We start from the raw sequence: 21,091 nt of genomic DNA, 5'->3' as shown, positions 1-21,091 counted from the left end.
TGCAAGGTTCCATCAGCCGCAGTACTGCAGCCCCGCCGGGGCGCCATTTCTGGTTCGGATGATGGGTGCTGGCACCCGCATCGAGGTGTTGAACGTCCCATATTGGCACAGCGAATCTGATGCAAAACAGCACAGCTCGATGCGCCATTGACGGATGTTCAGGCCATCGTCAGCCAGTCATCGTGGCTTGCTGATCTGCCTTGCACGCAGGCGAAATACGCGGCCTGTAGCGCCTGGGTCACCGGCCCGGGTTTGCCGCTGCCAATGCGCCGGGCATCGACCTCGACGACGGGCGTGATCTCGGCTGCCGTGCCGGTCAGGAAAACCTCATCGGCGCAATAGACCTCGTCGCGGGTGATGCGCTTGCTGCGTACGATCAAACCGGCCTCTGCCGCCAGCGTACAAACCGTGCGGCGGGTGATGCCGTCGAGCGCCGAGGCACTGTCCGGTTGCAGCAATTCACCATCGCGGACGATGAACAGGTTTTCGCTGGAACCTTCGGAAACGTAGCCATCGGTGTCGAGCAGCAAGGCCTCGTCGTAGCCGTCGCGGCGCGCCTCGCGCACGGCGAGGATGGAGTTGGAATAGGTTGAAATGGCCTTGGCGCGACACATCTGGACGTTCGGGTGATGCCGGGCGTAGGACGACACGCGGACGCGGATGCCCGCCTCAATTGCCTTGCCGCCCAGATAAGCGCCCCACGGCCAGGCGGCAACCATGATGTGCGACGCAGCCCCAGCCGGATCGACGCCCAGTTTTTCGGCGCCGAGAAAGACCAGCGGCCGGATGTAGGCGCTGCGCAAGCCGTTGCGCGTCACCGCCTCGCGGCAGGCGGTGGCCAGTGTTTCACGGTCGAAAGGCAGGTCGATGGCGAGAATGTGGGCCGAATCTTCCAGTCGGCGTAAGTGTTCGGCCAGCCGGAAAATAGCCGGCCCGCTAGCCGCTTCATAAGCGCGGATGCCCTCGAAACAGCCGTAGCCGTAATGCAGGGTATGGGTCAGCACGTGCACTTTGGCCTCGCGCCAGGGTAGCCACTGGCCATCGAGCCAGATAAAGCCGTCGTGGTCTTGCATGGTGGATTTCCTCAATGATGGAGTTCGAACCGGTGTTTGCCGGCGGGAGCCGCGTGAGGGTGGCGCGGTGGGTTTCGTCTGGGCCGCTGCCGGGTAGGCGGGCTGTTTGCTGCGCTTGGGGATGAGGCAAGAATGGGCCGATTTTCGGCCTCGCTCAAATGATTTGAATTGCCGTCACATTAATTTAATTCATGCGATCTTCGCCCACGACCACAGTTCAGGCAATGCAATATTTCAGTTTTGGCCGTTTTTTCGGGTTGACCGTAGCAACCAGCGAATGAAAGCCATGATCGCCGGCTTTTCCTGGACAGCCGGTGGTGCGACGATGTAGAAGCTGCGGTCCGCACAGTCTTGAGGGAATGGCCGAATCAACCGGCCTTCGGCCAGATAGGGTGCGGCGAGCGTGCCTGCCATCAAGGCGACGCCATGGCCGGCGACAGCAGCTTCGAGCATGAGCAGGGCATCGCCGTAATTCGGGCCGATGGCCGGCTCAGGATGCCGGATTCCCGCTGCTGCGAACCAGCGTTGCCATGACAGCAGCGGATGGCGCAACAGGCGAATCTGGTCGAGATCAGTCGGCCTGTTCAGGCTGGCGGCCAGCCCGGGACAGCACACCGGAAAGACCCGTTCCTCGAACAGTTTCCAGGCGAGCAGGCCGGGCCATTCTTCCTCACCATAGCGCAGCCCGATGTCGGCCTCACCATTCAAAAGCGGGCCAAGGCCAGTCGCCGTGCCGAGGGTGAATTCGATGGCTGGATGCGTCTCTTGGTACTCGGCGACGCGTGACACCAGCCACTTGCTGCCGAGCGCCGGTGCCACCGAAATACGCAGCCGTTCGCGCTGTGGGGCGCGCAACACAGCGCTGGCCTCGTCCAATCGCAAAAGCGCATCGCGCACCACGGTCAGATAGCGGCGCCCGGCGGCGGTCAGCACGATGGCACGGTGGCGCCGCTCGAACACCGCCTGCCCAAGGTGTTCTTCAAGCTGCCGAATACGATGGCTGATCGCCGACGGCGTCAGGTGCAGTGCCTCGGCTGCCGCTTGAAAGCTGCCGAGCCGGGCCGCAGCTTCGAAGGCGGGGAGCGAGTGGAGCGGAGGGAGGTCGTGCATGGCGGCGGGCGGACGAAGTCGTTGGGTCTGTGCAGGGTATTCTGCCCGATTCCGGCCAGCTCGTTGTTTCGGCGCTATTGACGCAGCGCACAACATGCCGTCAAAATGGTCCGATGAACTTCGAACCATCCCTGTTTTCCCTGCAAGTCCCATGCTGCCGAATTCTGCGTGCGTGGCGCGTTGCTGTTCGTCCGGGGCCGGGGTGACGTAGTCGATTTTCTCTCCAGATTTCAGCAAAGGCCGCGGATTTGAAACCCGCGGCCTTTTTGTTTGCCTCTCGTTTTTATCCCTCATCGAAAGGAAGTGCCATGACCCGTATTGCCCAATGTACTTCGCTGGCGGAAGTTCGCCACCATATCGACCTGCTGGATCGCGAGCTGGTTGCGTTGATCGCCGCACGTGGCGCCTACGTTCGTCAGGCGGCGGGTTTCAAAAAATCGGCTGAAGAGGTGCCGGCGCCGCAGCGCGTGGCGCAGGTGCTGGCGAAGGTCAATGCACTGGCGATTGAAGCCGGGGCCGATGCCGCTGTAGTCGATGCCACCTGGCGCGCCATGATCGCCGCCTTCATCGACGCCGAGCGCCTCACCCAGGCCGCCCTGCATCCACCCTCGCCGCAACCGAATTGAACTGGAGAAAGCTGTGTCCATCCCCGTCGCCTATCTTGGCATCATCCTCATTTGGTCCACCACGCCACTGGCCATTCAGTGGAGCACCCAGGGCACCAGTTTTGCCCTCGCCGTCTTTGCCCGCATGTTGATCGGCGCTGTGGTCGCCGCCCTGATCATCATCGTCTGGCGCATCCGATTTCCGCTGCACGACCGGGCGCGCCGCGCCTATCTGGTCGGCGGCCTTGGCCTGTTCATCGCCATGGCGCTCACTTACTGGGCGGCACGCTTTGTTCATTCCGGCCTGATTTCCGTGCTCTTCGGGCTGTCGCCGCTGGCCGCCGGCATCCTTGCCGCGCTCTTTCTGGGTGAGCGCTCACTGACGCGCCTGAAGCTGGCCGGCATGCTGCTTGGTGCCGCCGGGCTGGCTACGATCTTCATCCATGGCGACAGTCTGGGCCATGAACATGTACTGGCCGGGCTGATCGCGCTGGTTGTCGCAGTGTTTATCTATTCCGGTTGCCTCGTCTGGCTCAAGCACATCGGTGACGACAGTCCGCCCTTGGCCACCACGGTCGGCACGCTGACGGTGTCGCTACCCTTCTTCGGGCTGGTCTGGTACCTGACGGACGGCCAGATTCCGGCCATGATCCCGCCGCGTTCAGGCGCCGCCATCGTCTACCTCGGCGTCTTCGGCTCGGTGATCGGTTTCGCGCTGTACTACTACGTGATCAAGCATCTCGACACCTCGAAAGTGGCCTTGATTACGCTGATCACGCCGGTCATCGCGCTGCTGCTCGGGCATTGGCTGAACGGTGAAATTATTGGCTTGCGTCTGTGGTTGGGCACCGCCTTGATCCTGCTCGGGCTCTCCGTGCACCAATGGGAGATGCTGGCCGGACTGCTGCGACCCACCCGGCCGGCCGCAGAGTAGACCGTCACGGTCAACCGGGAAAAACGGGCAAAACCGAAAAGTGCAGTTCAGGGCCTTGCCCTGAACTGTTCTATGATGGCGCCCGCAGAATGCTGCTCGCAGTCAGCACTTGGGCGAACCCATACCATTTCCCTAGCACAGGAGTTTTCATGAACATCCGATCCATCGCCATCGTCGCGCTTTTCGCCAGCATCGGCCTGACAGGATTCAACGTGGCCAGCGCCGACGAAAGCCCGGCGACCATCGCCTCAATCAATCAGAACAAAGCTTCGCTGGGTGGCAAGACGGTCAAAACCGCGGGCACGGTAGTCAAGGTCAACAACGGCATCATGGGGCGTAATTTCCTGCACATTCAGGATGGCAGCGGTGACGCCAGCAACAATGATCTGGCCTTCACCAGCAAGCAGACCGCCAAGGTCGGCGACAAGATCAGCATCTCCGGCATTGCCGTGTTGAACCGCGATTTTGGCAGCGGCTACCTGTACCCGATATTGATTGAAGAAGCCACGATCACCGCCAAGTAAATTCGGCAGCCAGCGGGAAGGCCACTAGCCTTCCCGGCCAAGGCGCGGTGCTGGTGTCGGCACTGCTGCGCGTTGCGTCGAACGGGGTCCGGTCTGTTCCAGGAAACGGACAAAATCGTCGAGTACCGGCGCGAGAAAACGCAAGGGGCGGGCAAACGCGCCGATCAAGGTCAGATGTGAAACGCGGTCGTAGCTGACCTGCGTGACCGGCGTGCCGAAGGCCCTTAAGCGGTCGGCCAGATGCCCGGTATTGCGCTGCGGGTTAACCAGCTCGTCGTCGCGGGCCACCGCGAGAAAAGCTGGCGCTTGCCGGCCATTAACATGATTGATTGGTTGTGAGTCGGTGGGTGTGTCGGGGAAGTGAAACACCGGCCTGGCTTCCGGATTGACGACGGGCAGGAAATCGTAAGGGCCAGCCAGACCACCCCAGCCGGCCAGGCGGTCCGGCGAGAGCTGCAACTCGCCCAGCCAGCGCGTGTCGAGTGCCAGCATCGCCGCGTTGTAGGCACCGGCGCTGTGACCGAGCAAGAAAATTCGATCTGGATCGGCCCCCCACGCCGGTGCCTGAGCAAAGGCCATGCGAATGGCCAGCGCGCCATCACGCAGGAATTCCGGATAACTGACGGTGGGGTACAGTTGATAGTCAGCCACCAGTGTCATCACGCCACGCGCCGCCATCGCTTCGCCAACGAAGCGGTAATCGGCCCGGTCGCCACTGTTCCAGGTGCCGCCATAAAAAAACACCACCAGCGGATAGCCGCCGGCAGGTGCCTCGCCCTTGGGGATGTACAAATCGGCTTCCTGCCGCGGGAGTGGTCCGTAGCTCAGGCCGCCACGCAAGGTATAACTGTCGGCTGGCGTGACCGCGTTGATCAGTGTCGTTCCCGAACAGCCGGCCAGCAAGACCGTACAAAAAGTCAGCCAATGGCGCTGGAAAATGCGGATTTTCGATGCAAGCACGAGCGCTCCTGTTCGGCATGGGCAAGCTGCCCACAAGACCTATTACGGAATTTTCCGGCCGCCGGATGCATTTTTATTCAACGGCGGTGTTTGTCGTCCAAGATACATCGAAAGTGCGGACAAGAAATTGTCGAGCCCGCTTTAGTGGCCTGAGCCGACAAAAAAGCCAGCCCACGCCGCATGCCTGAATTCCTTTGCACCACACGATGCGCTTAGGCCTTGCTCCCACGATGTTTGCGCAAGACGATCGTCAGCAGGCCCAGACTGAAGAGGATCGCGGCGGAGGGCTCGGGGACGGAAGAGACCGACGCAAGGGCCTGTGCATTGATCGTATAGCTCAGACTGTCGCCGAAGCGTTCATTGGACCAACCGGTCCAGACCAGGCTTTTGCCATCCCAGGTGCCGTCCGCACCCCAGCTGCCATACGCATAACCGGAGGAACTGCACTGCGTATCAACTGACAGAAAACAAGGGTCGTCGCGTACCTGGAAAGTGTTTCCATTCAGGAGACCCACCGCGCCGGACAGTGGGAAGACACTCGACAATGTCCCGGCCGAAAAATTGTTGGTCGTCAGGTAAATCAGGTCACGATCGACCACGTTCCCGCGAATCTCCCAATGCTCGTGGACGACATTGAGGTCGATCTGACCGGACAGACTTTCAGTCTGGGGCGCACCAGCTCCCGAGCAGCTTAGATTGCCGTTCCCGTCGAAAGCGCAAATGGGAAATCCGCTGCCCGGGGTATAAGTCACCTGGCTTTGGCCGGGTGCGATTTGCAAGGTCGCCGCGCCAGCCTGCCCGGCGCAGGTGACCAGCAAGCCGACAGCGACGACTTTGAGCGATTGAAGTGCAGAAAAACGGCGAAAAATGGACATGGTGTCGGACCCGAATAGCAGAAGGTTTAATCGAAAGGAGCAGCGTGTGGTGTCGCAGTATATGCCGATTAAATTTTTCGTGAAATGACTTTGGTATTTTCGTGTCCGGCATTGAATCAGCGAAAAACGAGAGGAATCCCGTCAGCCGATATATTTCAATTTCGCCCATTTTTTCCGGTTGACCGCAGCGCTGCTGTCCAAGCGAGCGTGCATCCCCGGCCGTTTGTTCGGTACCGCGGTCAACCCGAAAAAACACCTGAAAATGAAAATGGCGGCGGCATGGCGCAGCTTGCGGCCGGCCTGTTTGTTTTAAGTTATGATTTGTTGCAGTTGTATCACTATTAATGAATTCAGCCGGCCTGGCAGCCAGGCTCAACGATGAAAAAGCTGTCCAGGCGCTAATGATAAATGTCGGAGACATGGTGCTGATGAGGCATATATTGAAACGATCATGCGGCAGTGATTCCGGCGCATGGTTCCGGGGGCTGAATGTCGATTGAGCCAACGCGCGCTTGCCGCCCTGCCGGTGCTGCCCGGTGAGTTTGCGTGCGCGCATCTTGTTGCTGGTCCTCGTTGCCACGGTGCTGCCGGTGCTGGCAATGCTCGGCATCCTTTTGGAGAACCGCAGCACCACCGTGCTCGAAGCGCGCAATCAACTCGACCTGCGCGGCGAAATCATCGCCGGCGATCTGGATGACAAAATCGCCGGTACGACGCAACTGCTGTTCGGCCTCGCGCATGTACCCATCGTCAGGGGTGACGACAAGGCGGCCTGCTCCAGTTTTCTGGCCGATGTCCTGAAGGAGCACCCGCAATACACCGGCTTGCTCACCATCAAGCTCGATGGCACGCTGTTTTGCGACTCGCTGCGCTCCGGTCGCGTTCTCAAGCTGACCGATCGCGCCTATTTTCAGCAGGCACTGACGGCCAAAGGCACGGTGGTTGAACCGGTGATCGGCCGCCTGAGCGGCAAAGGTGTGCTGCAAATCGCTTATCCGGTACGCGATGCCGATGGCGGCCTGCGCTTCATCATCCTGGCCTCGCTGGACCTGAGCGCCTATGGCCATGCCGTCATCCAGTCCCTGCCCTATGCGCGCATGCATTTTCAGATCTGGAATCGTGATGCATCGATCATCATGGACAATGCGGCGCCGGGCGCCAGCAGCCTTGCGGTGACTGACGATCAGCGCCGCTTCATGCTCGGCGGCCCGTCCACCGGCAGCGTCACGCTGGAAGATGGCGAGCAGGCCAGAATATGGACAAAAGCATCCTTGCCCCGTTCGCTGGATACGGGGCTGCAACTGGCGCTCAGCGTGCCGGAGTCCGAGTTGAACGAACGAGTCGACCGGCAATTCAAGCGTGCACTGTTTGGCCTGGTGACCCTCGCCATCCTGATTTTCCTGGCGGCAGCCGTGCTCGGCGAATTTGCCGTACGGCGCCAGGCGGCGCGGCTGATGGAGGCCATTTCCCGGATGGATGCCGGCGAAGACCCCCTGCCACTCGGGGCGGACTACCCGCGGGGCGAATTGGGCCAGGTGATGCAGGCGCTGGATCGTATGGCGCACTCGCTGGCGCAGCAGCGTCGGGACATCGAGCACAACACCAGGGCACTGGAACGCCAGGCCCGCATCGATCCGCTGACCGGTCTCGCCAATCGCCATTTGCTCACCGAGCGGCTGGATCAGGTACTGAGCCACGCACGCCGTGCTAACCGGGTGGCCAGCGTGCTGATGCTCGACCTCGACCGCTTCAAGACGGTGAACGACAGCCTCGGCCACAGCCAGGGCGACATTTTGCTGGTCGAAGTGGCGAGGCGCCTGAGCCAGTGCATTCGCGAAGACGACACCGTGGCCCGGCTGGGCGGTGACGAATTTGTCGTGGTGCTCGCCGACATGGCCGATGTGACCGATATTGTGCCGGTCGCCCAGAAAATCCTCGCCGCCCTCGTCGAGCCGGTCGAGGTTGGCCTGCAGATGCTTTCAGTCAGCACCAGCCTTGGCATTGCCGTGTACCCGCGCGATGGTCAAACCGCCGACGAATTGCTGCAATACGCCGACACGGCGATGTATCGCGCCAAGGATCAGGGCGGCAATGCGCTGGCCTTCTTCTCCGCAGAAATGAAACAGGTCATGGACGAGCGCCTGCAGGTCGAAGCCGGGCTGCGCCGCGCGCTGGAACACGGTGAGTTCCGGGTGCACTACCAGCCGATCATTGATGCCGGCAGCGGCCGGGTCTCGTCCGCTGAAGCCCTGCTGCGCTGGGAAGACCCGCAGCGTGGGCTGGTATCGCCGGCCAGTTTCATTCCGCTGGCCGAAGAAACCGGGCTGATCGTCCCGATTGGCGACTGGGTGCTGCGCCAGGCCTGCGCTCAGGCACGTGCCTGGCAGGACCTCGGGCTGGGCGATATTCCGGTGGCGGTCAATCTTTCCGCCCGACAGTTTCAGGCGCATTCTCTCGATGAATCGGTGATACAGGCATTACGCGCCAGTCAGTGCCCGGCCTCGCTGCTGCAACTGGAAATCACCGAAAGCTCGATCATGGATCAGGTCGACAAAGCCTTGGAAACCATGCATCGCCTGACAGCGCTTGGCGTGCAACTGAGCATCGATGATTTTGGTACCGGCTATTCCTCGCTCAGCCAGCTCAAGCGCTTCCCGGTCAGCACCCTGAAGATCGACCGCAGCTTTGTCGGCGACATCAAGAGTGACGCCAGCGAAGACGTACTGGTCGATGCCATCATCACGCTTGCCCAGAAGCTCGCGCTGCGCACCGTCGCCGAAGGTGTCGAAACCGAAGCGCAGATCGCTTTCCTGAAAGCCAGGGGCTGCGACAACTATCAGGGCTTCCTGTTTTCGCGACCGATCGAGGCAGCCGCCTTTGTCGAGTTCGTGCGCGAGCGGCACAAGGCCTGAATCAAGGCTATTTGCGCCTCACCACGGTCAACCGGAAAAAAGCGCCAAAATCGCAAAGCAGACTGCATCAAGCCGATGAGGCGGGGGGTGGCAAGGCATTCATCTGCACGCGTTGCCAGGAGGCGTGAACGACCGCCACCGGCAGCTCGAGTTTGAACAGGGCTTTCAATTCGGCGTGCAGTACATCGGCATCACCTATCTCGCGTTGTTCAACCGCCTCAAAGTTGGCGTTGCGCCGAACCAGACGATTGCCCTGGATGCCCCAGAAGCAGTCGTCGCAACGGGCGTAGCACATGAAAATATGGCGAAAGGGCGAGGTCGGCCAAGTAGCGGTGAAATGGTTGCCCATCACGATATCGACATCCCTCACCGGACCGGGATCAACCAGATAAACGTCCACCCAGTCGCCGTCGATCCAGCGTTGCAAATGCAGGCCGTGTTCGCCTTCGTCGAGCAGCCGGAAGCGGGCACCGGCCTGAATGGTGACGACGCCCGGCACGAAGCGGATTGGGGCGACGGTGCCCGGGCCGCCAAAGCCGGCATCGGCCAGCCAGGTCTCGCCATCGAGTTCGACCAGCCACAACAAATGCGTGCGCGGCCCCGGTCCCGGCCGGCGGAAGGACACCCGGGCCAGCCGGCGCCGGGCGGTAAAGCCGGCCGCCTGCAGCGCCGCGCCCAGCAGCCCGTTCAGTTCAAAGCAGTAACCACCCCGCCGTCGGACGAGGAGCTTGTCGACGATAGCTGCGAGACTGACGTCGACTGCCGTGCCGCTCAGCGTATCCAGATTCTCGAAACAAATCGCCCGGGACTGCGCGCACACCAGTTCGGCCAGTCCTTCTGGCGTCGAGGCTGGCCATTGCGACAGGCCGAGTCGGGTGAGATAGCGGTCGGCGGGAAAAGGCGTGGTCGTCATGTTCAGGCTCGCTCGGGAAGGCAAACACTTGCGGTTTTGGGGCTTGCCACGGTCAACCCGAAAAAAGGGCCAAAATCGAAAATTGCACGGCTGGCCATTTGAGGGGATTCCCGCCCTAACGTTCCGAGCCGCTGCGTTCCTGCTCGTATTCTTGATACGACTTCCGGTTCAAGCGCTCCATGCAGCACTGGGTGTCGGTCGGTGACTCACTGCGGCAGCGGCTCTCCCCGGAACGCTTGACGCCCTCGTACCACGCCTCCGTCGTGCAGCCCTGAACGAGCAGGGCAAAAAGCAATGCTGCAATGCCGGGGCCGATCCACTGCATCACCGCGACTCAGCCATTATCCGGGATGACCGGCTCAACCAGATTCGCCAGTTGCGCCAGTGACTCCTGCCAGCCGAGATAGCACATCTCGACCGGAATCATCTCGGGAATGCCGGCCTGCTCAATACTCAGCTCCGTACCGCAAACCACCGCCCGCAAAGTCACCGTCGTCACCATTTCACCCGGCAGATTGGGGTCGTCAAACCTGTCGCTGTAGGCAATCCGCTCATTTGGCACCAGCTCGCGATATTCACCACCAAACGAATGGCCGTTGCCGGTCGAGAAATTGGTAAAAGTCATCCGGAAAGTCCCGCCCACCCGCGCATCCATGTGCAGCACCTTGCAGGTAAAACCATAAGGCGGGAGCCATTTGGCCATCGCATCCGCATCCAGAAAAGCGCGATAAATGCGCTCGGGTGAGGTACGAAGAACGCGGTGCAGTTGAACGGTATTGGCCGGCATGATCAGCTCCCAGGAAGTAGAGGAAGGCCCTCTACGGTACGACGGATGAGGTGGTGGGGAATCGACAGGAAAAATAGTATCAGTCCAATCGGCTTGGTCATGCGTTTCCGGAATTCAATGCCTGCCGACTCCTTGAGGCTCGGTGACTGGGGGGTTATCGCACTGTTTTGGACATCAGCGGGAAGGCATCCGGTTGGCGAATAGACGCCAGCGAAAGATCGATATCCAGATTCGGCTCTTCATCGGCTATCAGCAACCAGAAGCCATGACTGGAAACGTGAGTAACTTCAGGCGCCGAACCGAGTGCGCCAGGTAACGATGAGGACGGAGAAGTTCCTTTCATTCATCAAGGCGCTTTCGGCCACGCAATCTGCACTTGGCGGCGTTGGGTCACGCAGTCCCGCAAGTAAAGATTGATAAGGCTCTGGTACGGCACACCCGCTTCCAAAGCCATACTTTTGAAATAAGCCACGACGTCTTCGGAGAGCCGCATCGTGACCGACTTCTTTAATTTCGAAGCGTAAGGATTCTTACGCGACTTCATTTTGGAAAGATCGTATTCGGTTTTCATGGTGTCTCACCTCCATAAAACGCGCTCTCGCGCTTGGTGGCTTTACGCGCAGAAATGATTCGGATAACGCTGCCGGACTCCCGTTCACAATGGCACACAAGTAGAAGCCGCGCGCCGGTACTCATACCCAGCAAGAGAAAGCGCTCCTCTTCAGCGGAGTGCTCCTCATCAAAGAACTGAACGGCAAATTCATCATAGAAAATCGACTGCGCCTCCTCGAAGGAAACGCCGTGTTTTCTGACATTGGCCGACGCCTTGGCTGCGTCCCAATCAAACGTAATCATGCATACATTGTATGGTTGGGATGGCATGTGTCAACTTGGCGCCAACGGGACCAGGAGCAAGAGGGAACCGACTACGGTTTCTTGAACGAATTGGCTGAAAACCGTGGTCTGTCCCCTATTGTTCCTCCTCTCATAGAGGTTTGCGCAACGCAATTGATTCATAATTATTCAGTAAGCCTCAAAAATCGGAAGGCTATGATGTCCCTTGGGGTCTGACCCCTTTGGCTCCTCCCAATTTCACACTCCGTAGTCTGCAAGCATTTCCATTAGCTTTCGGGCGCGCACTGGATTGGCTTGGATCATCGGCATTTCCAGCGCATTTCGTACGAGAAAGCACTCCTCTTCGGTCTGAAGCCTCCCTCTCTTTTCGAGGCGGCGCAGATCCTTGGCGAACAGCATTCGCATCTCGGTAAGTGTCGGACTGCCGAGCGCTTTCAACTCGGCGTCCGCGGCCTTTACTCGCTCACCTGTCCAACGAGAAAAGCGCTCTAGAGAGTCGTAAATGGCCTCTCGCAGGCCCTGCTTTAGCATTGCACGCGGGACCGTGCCTTCGAATTTTGCAAGAATATACATGGGGTGACTTTGAGGATCACTCTTGCCCAAGAATTCATCGTTATCGCAAGCCCATGACATAAAATGCTTGAAGGCATCATATTCGGGGTCAGTAGCTGCTTTTACCCTCGCTCGCATCGCTTTCCAGTTCTTGGTTGCAAAAGCCAGGCGTAAAACGGGGTCAGACCAGCACTCAGCGCCGTCCACCCAGAATCGACCCAAGCACCCCGCGCAGAATCTGCTGTCCGACGGCCCGGCCGACGGTGCCTGCCATGCCGCGGGCAGCGCTCTTGGCTGCACTTTCCAGCACGCCTTCGCGGTGGCCGCCACGTGGGCCGGTGGTGCCGCCGAGCAGGTCACCGATGGTGCCGAAGATGCCGCCGGAGGCTTGCGGCGCGGGTTCGGGCTGGCGGGCTTGCGGGGCGGGTTGGTAGCGCGGTTGCGGCTGCTGGTTGGCGCTGTTGCCCCAGTCGCTGTCATTGAGGTTGCTGTTGCCGGCCGGCCGGCGGCGCGGGGATGGCGCCGGGGGCGGCTTGGGTGGCGGCGGGTTTGCCGCGCAGGATTTCGTAGGCGGATTCGCGGTCGATGGTCGTGCCATAGGCGGCGAGCATGGGTGAGGCGTTGATGACGGCCTGGCGCTCTTCCGTCGTCAGCGGGCCGAAGCGCGAGGCGGGTGGGAAGATCATGCTGCGCTCGACGATGTTGGGGCGGCCTTTTTCATCGAGGAAGGAGACGAGCGCTTCACCGACGCCGAGTTCGGTGATGACGCTGGCGGCGTCGAATTTGGGGTTGGCGCGCATGGTTTGCGCGGCGGCTTGCACGGCTTTCTGGTCGCGCGGGGTGAAGGCGCGCAGGGCGTGCTGGACGCGGTTGCCCAACTGGCCGAGGATTTTTTCCGGCACATCCAGCGGGTTCTGCGTGACGAAGAAGACGCCAACGCCCTTGGAGCGGATCAGGCGGACAACCTGCTCAACCTTGTCGGTGAGCGCCTGCGGTGCGTCGGTGAAGAGCAGGTGGGCTTCGTCGAAGAAGAAGACGAGCTTGGGTTTGTCGAGGTCACCGGCTTCCGGCAGTTGCTCGAACAATTCGGCCAGCATCCAGAGCAGGAAGGTGGAGTAGAGGGCGGGTGAGTTGATCAGCTTGTCGGCGGCGAAGACGTTGATGATGCCGCGGCCGTTTTCATCGACCTTCATGAGGTCGTTGATGTCGAGCATCGGTTCGCCGAAGAACTGGTCGCCGCCTTGTTGTTCGAGCGTCAGCAGGCCGCGCTGGATGGCGCCGATGGAGGCCGAGGCGACGTTGCCGTATTCGGTGGTGAATTCCTTGGCGTTGTCGCCGATGTACTGGACCATGGCGCGCAGGTCCTTGAGGTCGAGGAGCAACAGCCCCTTGTCGTCGGCGACCTTGAAGATCAGCTGCAGGACACCGCCTTGCGTGTCATTGAGATTGAGCAGGCGGGAGAGGAGCAGCGGGCCCATGTCGGAAATGGTGGCGCGGACCGGCACGCCGCTCTGGCCGAAGACGTCCCAGAAGGCGACCGGGTTGGCGTAGGGGGCAAAGCCTTCGAGGCCGAGGTCCTTGAGGCGGGCTTCCAGCTTCGGCGTGATGACGCCGGCCGCACCCATGCCGGAAAGGTCGCCTTTGACGTCCGCCATGAAGACCGGAACGCCAGCAAAGGAGAGGCGTTCGGCCATCGATTGCAGGGTCACGGTCTTGCCGGTGCCGGTGGCGCCGGTGATCAGGCCGTGGCGGTTGGCCATCTGCGGCAGCAGGGCGGGGTAACCATCTTCGGATTTGGCGAGGTACATGGGTTCGGACATGGCGGCAGGCTCCAGCAGGGAAAGTATTACGGCATTCTAGCAACGCCGGGGTAGGGCTTTGTTAAATAGCGTAAGTTTGGGTGCTACTTCGCCCTGACGAGAAGCCGCCGGGCGGGTAAAATCTCGCCTTCTTCGTTATTTGCATTCAGGGAAAACAGCATGGCTGGTCATTCCAAGTGGGCCAATATCCAGCACCGTAAAGGTCGCCAGGACGAGAAGCGCGGTGCCGCCTTCTCCAAGATTGCCAAGGAAATCACTGTTGCCGCCAAGATGGGCGGCGGCGACATCAACTTCAACCCGCGCCTGCGCGTGGCGGTGGACAAGGCCAAGGGCGTCAATATGCCCAAGGACAAGATCGATACCGCGATCAAGAAGGGCACGGGCGAACTGGAAGGCGTCGAGTACATCGAGATCCGCTACGAAGGCTACGGCATCGGCGGCGCGGCGATCATGGTCGACTGCCTGACCGACAACAAGGTGCGTACGGTGGCCGAAGTTCGCCACGCGTTTTCCAAGTTCGGCGGCAACATGGGTTCGGACGGTTGCGTGGCTTTCCAGTTCAAGCACTGCGGCCAGATGATCTTTGCGCCGGGCACCGACGAAGCGGCGCTGATGGATGCTGCCATCGAAGCCGGCGCCGACGACGTGGCGAGCAATGACGACGGTTCGATCGAAGTCCTGACCCCGCCGAACGACTACATGGCGGTCAAGGATGCGCTGGAAGCTGCCGGTTTCAAGCCGGAGTTCGGCGAAGTGACGATGAAGCCGGAAGGTGAAAACGTCTTTGCCGGCGATGAAGGTGTGCGCATGCAGAAATTGCTCGACGCGCTTGAAAACCTCGACGACGTGCAGGAAATCTACACCACGGCGGTCATCGAAGACTGAGGCAGCATCAGGCCATCCCCACTGGCGTGGGGGGGCGGTTGATCAAAATAACAGCGGTCGTTACCCAAGGAATCGCCGTGCAATACCGTCAGCTTGCCCTCGCTTTGTTTGCCGCAACCCTGAGTCTTTCAGCGGCCGCGGCGACCCTTGCGTGCCCTGATCTGGCTACAGTGGTTCAGGTGAATGCCTGTCCTACCGAGGAAGAGTTGAGGCACACCTATTCCGGCTTTTGCAGCGACGATGCCAAGGCGTACGCCAGGGAGACTGACTCCTGCGTTCGTTATGAAGACTATCGCCAGAAGAAAAATCTGGCGCGCTGGGAGTCGAAGGACGGCGAGTTCGACGGCTATCTGGCCTGTGATCTGACGGCCGGCCGCTTCAAGGCGCTGCGCGTGACGAGCATGAAGCTGGCTCAGCAAGGCAAGCTTGCGAAGGTGGTTTGCGGCTATCCTGATGGCATTGTTTTTACCTTTCGGACGAAAGCCGTCTGTGCCATTGACAATGAAAAGGCGTGTGCCGCCGACGCAGCCACCTGCAGGGCCACTTGCAACTGAAATCCGGGGCGTTGCGGCATGACGCGCCATCGCCCGTAAGCGGCGACCTGCGGCGCGATCAGTCGCTACCGGTCATTATCGATATCGAAGCGTCAGGGTTCGGCAAGGGCAGTTACCCGATCGAGATCGGTTATTACCGGCCGGACGGGCAGTCCTTTTGCTCGTTGATCCGTCCCGAGGCGGGCTGGACTCATTGGGACAGTTCGGCCGAAAAGGTACATGGCATCGCTCGAGAATTGCTTGAAGCGAAGGGCAAGCCAGCTGTTGAGGTTTGTCTTGAGCTCAACCGTAACCTGCGCGGGCAGCGGGTTTATTGCGATGCCTGGGCCTACGATTATGTCTGGCTGAGCGTGATGTACGAGGCGGCCGATCTAGTGCCATCGTTCGAACTGAAGGACATGCGTGATTTACTGAAGGCGTGCGAGCAGGCCTTGTGGCACGCCACTCGCATTGCCGTCGAGGCTCGCCTGAAGCTGCGTCGCCACCGGGCCAGCGGTGATGCGCGGACCTTGTTCGAAACCCTGATGGAAGTGAAAAAATCCTGTGTGCCGAACTGGACAGCCTGATCCGATGGAACGCTTCTACCCTTTTCTCTTCGTATTTTTGTGGAGCACCGGCTTCATTGGCGCCAAGTTCGGCTTGCCCTACGCCGAGCCACTTTCCTTTCTGCTGACGCGCTATGGCCTGGTGATCGCGCTGATGACGGTGCTGGCGCTAGTGACCCGTGCTCCGTGGCCGGAGAAGGCGCGCGACTGGCTGCACATCGGGGTTTCCGGCGTTCTGGTTCATGCGGTTTATCTGGGTGGTGTTTTTGTCGCCATCAAGCATGGCTTGCCGGCCGGGGTGACGGCGCTGGTTGTCGGCATGCAGCCCTTGTTGACTGCTTTTGGCGCCGGCTGGCTGCTCGGCGAGAAAGTGAGCGCTCGCCAATGGGGTGGGCTGGGGCTGGGTTTTGTCGGTGTCGGCATGGTCGTTTCCGGCAAGCTGGGCGATGGTGCCTTGGGCCCGATGCTGATTCCAGCGGTCGTCGCCCTGCTTGGCATCACGGCCGGTACGTTGTACCAGAAGCGTTATTGCCCCAAGTTCGACCTGCGCACCGGCTCGATCATCCAGTTCGTGCCGACGGCATTGGTGACGGCGATTGCGGTGGCGATCTTTGAGAATTACCGCATCGAGTGGAACGGCCAGTTCATCTTTGCGTTGGGCTGGCTGGTGCTGGTTCTCTCTCTTGGCGCGATCACGCTGCTGAATCTGTTGATCCGCAGCGGCAGCGCGGTGAATGTCGCCACCCTGTTTTACCTGACGCCGCCGACTACCGCGCTGATTGCGTTTTTCATTTTTGGCGAAAATTTGTCGTTGACCGCAGCATTGGGTATGGTCGTCGCCGTGAGCGGTGTTTATGTGGTCGCGCGGGCAAAATAGGGCACGACGCTAGTGCCCGCCAAGCCTAGACTACGCAGCGTACCTATTTCATGTCGACATCCATTCCTTAACGCATCGTGATCGAAATCTCGCAAATCAACCAGAGCCTGAGCCAGAACGCGGTCATCGTGGTCTTCATCAACGTGCTGTTGCAGCAGATCGGGCTGCCGTTGCCGGCGGTGCCGACGCTGATGCTGGCCGGCAGCCTGGCGGCAACGCCGGGTAGCCTGGGCATGGTGCTGGCCGCGGCCATTGTGGCCTCGGTGATTGCCGACTGGGTCTGGTATGCCGCCGGAAGAGCGTTTGGCTATCGGGTGCTGGCCGGGTTGTGCAAGCTGTCGCTTAATCCGGCTTCATGTGTCAGCCAGACCGAAGCGCGCTTCCTGCGCTGGGGCATTTCGTCGTTGGTTATCGCCAAATTCATCCCCGGCTTCTCGACCGTTGCGCCGCCAATTGCCGGCGCCTTGCGCATGCAGTTGCCGGGGTTTCTGCTGGCGGCCGCCGCTGGCGCGAGTCTGTGGGCTGGGTTGGCGCTTGCCGCCGGCTGGCTGATGCGCGATGCGGTTCAGGCGGTGATGAGTTCTCTGGAGCAACGCCTCGGGCAGGCCGCACCGGTTGTGCTGGTGGTGTTCGCTATTTGGCTCGGTTGGAAGCTGTGGCAAAAATACCGTTTCAAGAAATTCAGCAGCATTCCCCATATCACTGTCGACGAACTGATCACGGCAATGAATGGCGAATCGCGTCCCTTGCTGCTCGACTTGCGGGGGGCGACGATGATTGCTGAAACCGGTCCGATCCCGGGCGCCGTCGTCGCCGAGCATGATTTTCTGCAGGATGCCGTGGGCGATTGGCCCAAGCACCAGCCCATCGTCACGTTGTGCGCCTGTCCGGAAGATGCGGGGGCAATTCAGGCGGCGCGCCGCTTGCGCGAAGACGGCTATCAATCGGTCAGGCCGTTGGCCGGTGGCTACGATGCATGGATTGCAGCGGGGAAGCAATGATCACCCCGCGCATCCTTGGTATCGACCCTGGCCTGCGGGTAACCGGGTTTGGCGTCATTGAGCTGCAGGGCAAGGAACTGGTTTATGTCGCCAGTGGCTGCATCAAGTCCAACGACAAGGAGTCCTTGCCTGAGCGTATCAAGACGCTGTTCGCCGGTATCAGCGAGGTCATTGCCACGTACCAGCCGAATCAGGCGGCGGTGGAAAAGGTGTTCGTCAACGTCAATCCGCAATCGACCTTGCTGCTCGGCCAGGCACGTGGCGCGGCGATCAGCGCACTGGTTCATGCGGCGCTGCCGGTGGCCGAATACACGGCGCTGCAGACCAAGCAAGCGGTCGTCGGGCACGGCAAGGCAGCCAAGGAGCAGGTGCAGGAGATGATTGTCCGGCTGTTGAAGCTGCCCGGCGCGCCAGCGGCAGACGCTGCGGATGCCCTCGCCTGCGCCATTTGCCACGCCCACGGTGGCCAGGGTTTGGGAGCGATGGCGACGGCCGGGTATCGTGTTCGTGGCGGGCGACTGATAGGATGATAAGCTGTGTAGAATTACAGTGCTTTTTCCAGAAAGAGATCACCCTGAAATGATCGGAAGATTGACCGGCATCCTCGCCGAAAAGAACCCGCCGCAGATCGTGCTTGACGTCAATGGCGTCGGCTACGAACTCGATGTGCCGATGAGCACGTTCTACAACCTGCCGGCGGCGGGCGAGAAGGCCAAATTGCTGACGCATTTCGCGGTGCGCGACGATGGGCATTATCTGTACGGTTTTCTGACCGAAGCCGAGCGCTTTGCCTTTCGCCAGTTGCTGAAGGTATCCGGGATCGGTGCCCGTACTGCGCTGTCGGTACTGTCCGGTCTGTCGGTCGGCGATCTGGCCGCTGCCGTGGCGCAACAGGAACTGGGCCGGCTGATCAAGATTCCCGGAATCGGCAAAAAGACCGCAGAGCGCCTGCTGCTAGAGTTGAAGGGCAAGCTGGCCGATGCCACCGGCGTTTCGCTGCATGCTGCGGTCGACGACAGTAAGCAGGATATTTCCAATGCCCTGCTCGCCCTCGGCTACAACGAGAAGGAAGCCGCATCGGCCATGAAGCAGCTGCCGGCCGATATCGGTACTTCCGATGGCATCCGGGCGGCACTCAAACTGTTGTCCAAGGTGTGATGTTCAGCGAAGACAATCCCAAGCGTCTGGCCCAGATCGCACTGATTGCGCTGCTGATCGTTGGCTGCGTTTCGGTCTTGTTGCCATTTATTGGCGCCGTGCTTTTTTCGTTCGTGATCTGGATGTGCACCTGGCGTATTTATTCCGAAAAGCTCCTGCCCCGTTTGGGTGGGCGCAATTCGCTCGGCGCTTCCTTGATGACGTTGTTGTTGGTGCTGGTCATGTTGCTGCCGACGCTTTTCCTTTCCGGCTCGCTGGCCAATGGCGCCGACAGCTTCATCGCCTTCGCACGGCAATACATTGCCCAGGGCATGCCGGCCGACCCGCCTGCTTTTCTCAGTGGATTGCCGCTGGTGGGGGCTGATATAGACGAGACCTGGCATCGCCTGGCCGGTGATCGGGAAGAGCTGAATGGCCTGATCAAACAGTTGCTGGCGCCCGCCCGCCAGCTATTGCTGGCACTTGGTGGCATTGCCGCGAATGGACTGTTGCAGATGGCGCTGGTCCTATTTGTTCTATTTTTCCTGTACCGCGATGGTCAGGCCGTTGCCAATGCCTTGTATACCGCCGGGCGTAAACTCGGTGGTGATCTTGGCGAAGAAATGCTCGACATGGCTCGCAACACCGTGGTTGGCGTCATGCTCGGCATCGTCGGCACGGCCGCTGCCCAGGGGGCTGTGGCCATGATCGGATTTCTGATCGCCGGGGTGCCGGCGGCTGTCCTGCTGGGCTGTGCCACCTTCTTCCTGTCGATGATTCCGATCGGACCGCCGCTGATCTGGGGGGGCGCCGCGGCCTGGCTGTACAACGAAGGGCAGACCGGCTGGGCAATTTTCATGGTGCTCTATGGGCTTTTGATCATCAGCAGCATCGATAATTTTGTAAAACCAATCCTGATTGCGCGAGGCGCCGGTATTTCCATCCTGCTGATTGCCCTCGGTGTGCTGGGTGGTGTGCTGGTGTTCGGTTTCATCGGCATCTTTCTCGGGCCGGTACTGCTGGCGCTGGGACACATGCTGTTTGATCGATGGACGCGCGAGGAGATTCCCTCATGATCGAAACCGACAAGCTGACACCAGCGGCCACGGCCACAAAGGCGGGTCCCGCGGTCGACCGGATAATTGCGCCAAATTCGAAATCGGCGCAGGAAGAGGCGCTGGAGCGCGCCCTGCGTCCCAAGCGGCTGGCCGACTACACCGGTCAGGTCAAGATTCGCGAACAGCTGGAAATTTTCATTCAGGCTGCCCGCAATCGTCAGGAATCGCTCGACCACGTGTTGCTATTCGGCCCGCCGGGCCTGGGCAAGACCACGTTGGCTCATATCGTTGCCGCCGAAATGGGCGTCAATTTGCGTCAGACCTCCGGCCCGGTGCTTGAACGCGCCGGTGACCTCGCCGCCATTCTGACCAATCTGGAACCGCACGATGTGCTGTTCATCGATGAAATCCACCGCCTCAGCCCCGTCGTTGAGGAAATCCTCTACCCGGCGCTGGAGGACTTCCAGATCGACATCATGATCGGCGAAGGTCCGGCGGCGCGCTCGGTGAAACTGGATCTGCCGCCGTTTACGCTGGTGGGGGCGACGACCCGCGCCGGCATGCTGACCAACCCGCTACGCGACCGCTTCGGTATCGTCGCCCGGCTGGAGTTCTATACGGCTGAAGAGTTGAAGAGCATCGTTGCACGCTCCGCCGCACTGCTCAACGCGCCGATAGATCCGGAGGGCGCCTTCGAAATCGCCAAGCGCTCGCGCGGCACGCCGCGTATCGCCAACCGCCTGCTGCGTCGCGTTCGCGACTATGCCGAGGTCAAGGCCGACGGCAATATCACCCGAAAAGTGGCCGATGCCGCGCTGCACATGCTTGACGTCGACCCGGCCGGACTGGATGTCATGGACCGTAAGCTGCTCTCCGCCATTATCGACAAATTCGGTGGCGGCCCGGTTGGCGTCGATAACATCGCCGCAGCTATCGGTGAAGCGCGTGACACCATCGAAGACGTGCTTGAGCCCTATCTGATCCAGCAAGGCTACCTGCAGCGCACGCTGCGCGGCCGCATCGCGACGCCGGCCGTCTATCGTCACCTTGGCCTTGCCGAACCGCCCGGCGCGATCGTGCGGGATCTGCTTTCGGAGGAGTGAGGCGCATTTGC

General features: G+C 60.6%; 25 protein-coding genes and 1 pseudogene. 14 read left to right on the top strand and 12 right to left on the bottom strand.

Going from position 1 to position 21,091, the window contains the following annotated elements; genetic code table 11:
• Positions 1-158: 158 nt before the first annotated feature.
• Both IPJ12_08940 and IPJ12_08935 read right to left on the bottom strand, forming a co-directional pair.
• A complete protein-coding gene (locus IPJ12_08940; protein MBK7647268.1) occupies positions 159-1,073 on the bottom strand; it encodes a branched-chain amino acid transaminase in 915 nt (304 codons plus the stop codon).
• Between the two features lie 234 nt (positions 1,074-1,307).
• Positions 1,308-2,183: a LysR family transcriptional regulator gene (locus IPJ12_08935; protein ID MBK7647267.1), complete on the bottom strand. Its 876-nt coding sequence runs from the start codon at positions 2,181-2,183 to the stop codon at positions 1,308-1,310.
• A 308-nt stretch (positions 2,184-2,491) separates the two neighbouring features.
• Between IPJ12_08935 and IPJ12_08930 the strand changes: the two genes are divergently transcribed.
• The 3 genes from IPJ12_08930 to IPJ12_08920 all read left to right on the top strand — a co-directional run bounded on the left by IPJ12_08930 (position 2,492) and on the right by IPJ12_08920 (position 4,246).
• Complete coding sequence (locus IPJ12_08930) at positions 2,492-2,809, top strand: chorismate mutase (protein ID MBK7647266.1); 318 nt, start codon at positions 2,492-2,494, stop codon at positions 2,807-2,809.
• A gap of 13 nt (positions 2,810-2,822) precedes the next feature.
• On the top strand, positions 2,823-3,722 hold the full coding sequence (locus tag IPJ12_08925; GenBank protein MBK7647265.1) for a DMT family transporter: 900 nt from the start codon (positions 2,823-2,825) through the stop codon (positions 3,720-3,722).
• Positions 3,723-3,871: 149 nt separating this feature from the next.
• Positions 3,872-4,246, top strand: a complete 375-nt coding sequence (locus IPJ12_08920) for a hypothetical protein (protein ID MBK7647264.1) — start codon at positions 3,872-3,874, stop codon at positions 4,244-4,246.
• 24 nt (positions 4,247-4,270) lie between these two features.
• Here IPJ12_08920 and IPJ12_08915 read toward each other — a convergent pair whose 3' ends face one another.
• Together IPJ12_08915 and IPJ12_08910 are read right to left on the bottom strand one after the other, a co-directional pair.
• Complete coding sequence (locus IPJ12_08915) at positions 4,271-5,191, bottom strand: alpha/beta hydrolase (protein ID MBK7647263.1); 921 nt, start codon at positions 5,189-5,191, stop codon at positions 4,271-4,273.
• A gap of 227 nt (positions 5,192-5,418) precedes the next feature.
• On the bottom strand, positions 5,419-6,081 hold the full coding sequence (locus tag IPJ12_08910) for a PEP-CTERM sorting domain-containing protein (GenBank protein MBK7647262.1): 663 nt from the start codon (positions 6,079-6,081) through the stop codon (positions 5,419-5,421).
• Positions 6,082-6,165: 84 nt separating this feature from the next.
• On the opposite strand from IPJ12_08910, the gene IPJ12_08905 reads away from it, so the two are divergent.
• Both IPJ12_08905 and IPJ12_08900 read left to right on the top strand, forming a co-directional pair.
• Positions 6,166-6,426 carry a hypothetical protein gene (locus IPJ12_08905; GenBank protein MBK7647261.1) on the top strand — a complete coding sequence of 87 codons (261 nt, stop codon included), beginning with the start codon at positions 6,166-6,168 and terminating at the stop codon, positions 6,424-6,426.
• Between the two features lie 191 nt (positions 6,427-6,617).
• Positions 6,618-8,993, top strand: a complete 2,376-nt coding sequence (locus IPJ12_08900; GenBank protein ID MBK7647260.1) for an EAL domain-containing protein — start codon at positions 6,618-6,620, stop codon at positions 8,991-8,993.
• A 67-nt stretch (positions 8,994-9,060) separates the two neighbouring features.
• Here IPJ12_08900 and IPJ12_08895 read toward each other — a convergent pair whose 3' ends face one another.
• The 8 genes and pseudogenes from IPJ12_08895 to IPJ12_08860 form a co-directional block, all read right to left on the bottom strand.
• A complete protein-coding gene (locus IPJ12_08895) occupies positions 9,061-9,906 on the bottom strand; it encodes an arylamine N-acetyltransferase (protein MBK7647259.1) in 846 nt (281 codons plus the stop codon).
• Between the two features lie 115 nt (positions 9,907-10,021).
• A complete protein-coding gene (locus tag IPJ12_08890; protein ID MBK7647258.1) occupies positions 10,022-10,231 on the bottom strand; it encodes a hypothetical protein in 210 nt (69 codons plus the stop codon).
• A gap of 9 nt (positions 10,232-10,240) precedes the next feature.
• Positions 10,241-10,693: an SRPBCC family protein gene (locus IPJ12_08885; protein ID MBK7647257.1), complete on the bottom strand. Its 453-nt coding sequence runs from the start codon at positions 10,691-10,693 to the stop codon at positions 10,241-10,243.
• A 154-nt stretch (positions 10,694-10,847) separates the two neighbouring features.
• On the bottom strand, positions 10,848-11,036 hold the full coding sequence (locus IPJ12_08880) for a hypothetical protein (protein ID MBK7647256.1): 189 nt from the start codon (positions 11,034-11,036) through the stop codon (positions 10,848-10,850).
• A gap of 3 nt (positions 11,037-11,039) precedes the next feature.
• On the bottom strand, positions 11,040-11,264 hold the full coding sequence (locus IPJ12_08875; GenBank protein ID MBK7647255.1) for a BrnA antitoxin family protein: 225 nt from the start codon (positions 11,262-11,264) through the stop codon (positions 11,040-11,042).
• Positions 11,261-11,548: a BrnT family toxin gene (locus IPJ12_08870; protein MBK7647254.1), complete on the bottom strand. Its 288-nt coding sequence runs from the start codon at positions 11,546-11,548 to the stop codon at positions 11,261-11,263. The genes IPJ12_08875 and IPJ12_08870 overlap by 4 nt, the downstream gene beginning before the upstream one ends.
• Positions 11,549-11,785: 237 nt before the next feature.
• Positions 11,786-12,307, bottom strand: a complete 522-nt coding sequence (locus IPJ12_08865; GenBank protein MBK7647253.1) for a hypothetical protein — start codon at positions 12,305-12,307, stop codon at positions 11,786-11,788.
• A pseudogene (locus IPJ12_08860) lies at positions 12,294-13,920 on the bottom strand (DUF853 family protein). Before IPJ12_08860 ends, IPJ12_08865 begins: the two are co-directional and overlap by 14 nt.
• Positions 13,921-14,079: 159 nt before the next feature.
• Between IPJ12_08860 and IPJ12_08855 the strand changes: the two are divergent.
• The 9 genes from IPJ12_08855 to ruvB all read left to right on the top strand — a co-directional run bounded on the left by IPJ12_08855 (position 14,080) and on the right by ruvB (position 21,080).
• Entirely contained in the window at positions 14,080-14,805 is a 726-nt protein-coding gene (locus IPJ12_08855; protein MBK7647252.1) for a YebC/PmpR family DNA-binding transcriptional regulator, read from the top strand.
• 77 nt (positions 14,806-14,882) lie between these two features.
• Positions 14,883-15,359 (top strand): hypothetical protein, encoded by a 477-nt coding sequence (locus tag IPJ12_08850; GenBank protein ID MBK7647251.1) that lies wholly within the window; start codon positions 14,883-14,885, stop codon positions 15,357-15,359.
• A 47-nt stretch (positions 15,360-15,406) separates the two neighbouring features.
• On the top strand, positions 15,407-15,925 hold the full coding sequence (locus IPJ12_08845) for a hypothetical protein (GenBank protein MBK7647250.1): 519 nt from the start codon (positions 15,407-15,409) through the stop codon (positions 15,923-15,925).
• 4 nt (positions 15,926-15,929) lie between these two features.
• Positions 15,930-16,781 carry a DMT family transporter gene (locus IPJ12_08840; protein ID MBK7647249.1) on the top strand — a complete coding sequence of 284 codons (852 nt, stop codon included), beginning with the start codon at positions 15,930-15,932 and terminating at the stop codon, positions 16,779-16,781.
• 80 nt (positions 16,782-16,861) lie between these two features.
• Entirely contained in the window at positions 16,862-17,782 is a 921-nt protein-coding gene (locus tag IPJ12_08835) for a VTT domain-containing protein (protein MBK7647248.1), read from the top strand.
• Positions 17,779-18,312: a crossover junction endodeoxyribonuclease RuvC gene (gene ruvC / locus IPJ12_08830; protein MBK7647247.1), complete on the top strand. Its 534-nt coding sequence runs from the start codon at positions 17,779-17,781 to the stop codon at positions 18,310-18,312. The genes IPJ12_08835 and ruvC overlap by 4 nt, the downstream gene beginning before the upstream one ends.
• Before the next feature lie 49 nt (positions 18,313-18,361).
• Entirely contained in the window at positions 18,362-18,940 is a 579-nt protein-coding gene (gene ruvA, locus IPJ12_08825) for a Holliday junction branch migration protein RuvA (GenBank protein MBK7647246.1), read from the top strand.
• Complete coding sequence (locus tag IPJ12_08820) at positions 18,940-19,995, top strand: AI-2E family transporter (GenBank protein MBK7647245.1); 1,056 nt, start codon at positions 18,940-18,942, stop codon at positions 19,993-19,995. Before ruvA ends, IPJ12_08820 begins: the two co-directional genes overlap by 1 nt.
• Complete coding sequence (gene ruvB / locus IPJ12_08815; protein MBK7647244.1) at positions 19,992-21,080, top strand: Holliday junction branch migration DNA helicase RuvB; 1,089 nt, start codon at positions 19,992-19,994, stop codon at positions 21,078-21,080. Before IPJ12_08820 ends, ruvB begins: the two co-directional genes overlap by 4 nt.
• The last annotated feature ends 11 nt before the right edge of the window (positions 21,081-21,091 follow it).

This window comes from Betaproteobacteria bacterium (genome assembly GCA_016709965.1).
GTDB lineage: Bacteria > Pseudomonadota > Gammaproteobacteria > Burkholderiales > Rhodocyclaceae > Azonexus > Azonexus amarohabitans.
Note: the sequence above shows the minus strand (reverse complement) of the source record. Positions and strands in the feature narration are given on the sequence as shown.

Bases quoted from the DNA above. Each gene is read 5' to 3' on its own strand.
- IPJ12_08940 (MBK7647268.1), bottom strand. From the start codon at position 1,073: ATGCAAGACCACGACGGCTTTATCTGGCTCGATGGCCAGTGGCTACCC.
- IPJ12_08935 (MBK7647267.1), bottom strand. From the start codon at position 2,183: ATGCACGACCTCCCTCCGCTCCACTCGCTCCCCGCCTTCGAAGCTGCG.
- IPJ12_08930 (MBK7647266.1), top strand. From the start codon at position 2,492: ATGACCCGTATTGCCCAATGTACTTCGCTGGCGGAAGTTCGCCACCAT.
- IPJ12_08920 (MBK7647264.1), top strand. From the start codon at position 3,872: ATGAACATCCGATCCATCGCCATCGTCGCGCTTTTCGCCAGCATCGGC.
- IPJ12_08910 (MBK7647262.1), bottom strand. From the start codon at position 6,081: ATGTCCATTTTTCGCCGTTTTTCTGCACTTCAATCGCTCAAAGTCGTC.
- IPJ12_08905 (MBK7647261.1), top strand. From the start codon at position 6,166: ATGACTTTGGTATTTTCGTGTCCGGCATTGAATCAGCGAAAAACGAGA.
- IPJ12_08895 (MBK7647259.1), bottom strand. From the start codon at position 9,906: ATGACGACCACGCCTTTTCCCGCCGACCGCTATCTCACCCGACTCGGC.
- IPJ12_08890 (MBK7647258.1), bottom strand. From the start codon at position 10,231: ATGCAGTGGATCGGCCCCGGCATTGCAGCATTGCTTTTTGCCCTGCTC.
- IPJ12_08885 (MBK7647257.1), bottom strand. From the start codon at position 10,693: ATGCCGGCCAATACCGTTCAACTGCACCGCGTTCTTCGTACCTCACCC.
- IPJ12_08880 (MBK7647256.1), bottom strand. From the start codon at position 11,036: ATGAAAGGAACTTCTCCGTCCTCATCGTTACCTGGCGCACTCGGTTCG.
- IPJ12_08875 (MBK7647255.1), bottom strand. From the start codon at position 11,264: ATGAAAACCGAATACGATCTTTCCAAAATGAAGTCGCGTAAGAATCCT.
- IPJ12_08870 (MBK7647254.1), bottom strand. From the start codon at position 11,548: ATGATTACGTTTGATTGGGACGCAGCCAAGGCGTCGGCCAATGTCAGA.
- IPJ12_08855 (MBK7647252.1), top strand. From the start codon at position 14,080: ATGGCTGGTCATTCCAAGTGGGCCAATATCCAGCACCGTAAAGGTCGC.
- IPJ12_08840 (MBK7647249.1), top strand. From the start codon at position 15,930: ATGGAACGCTTCTACCCTTTTCTCTTCGTATTTTTGTGGAGCACCGGC.
- ruvC (MBK7647247.1), top strand. From the start codon at position 17,779: ATGATCACCCCGCGCATCCTTGGTATCGACCCTGGCCTGCGGGTAACC.
- ruvA (MBK7647246.1), top strand. From the start codon at position 18,362: ATGATCGGAAGATTGACCGGCATCCTCGCCGAAAAGAACCCGCCGCAG.
- IPJ12_08820 (MBK7647245.1), top strand. From the start codon at position 18,940: ATGTTCAGCGAAGACAATCCCAAGCGTCTGGCCCAGATCGCACTGATT.
- ruvB (MBK7647244.1), top strand. From the start codon at position 19,992: ATGATCGAAACCGACAAGCTGACACCAGCGGCCACGGCCACAAAGGCG.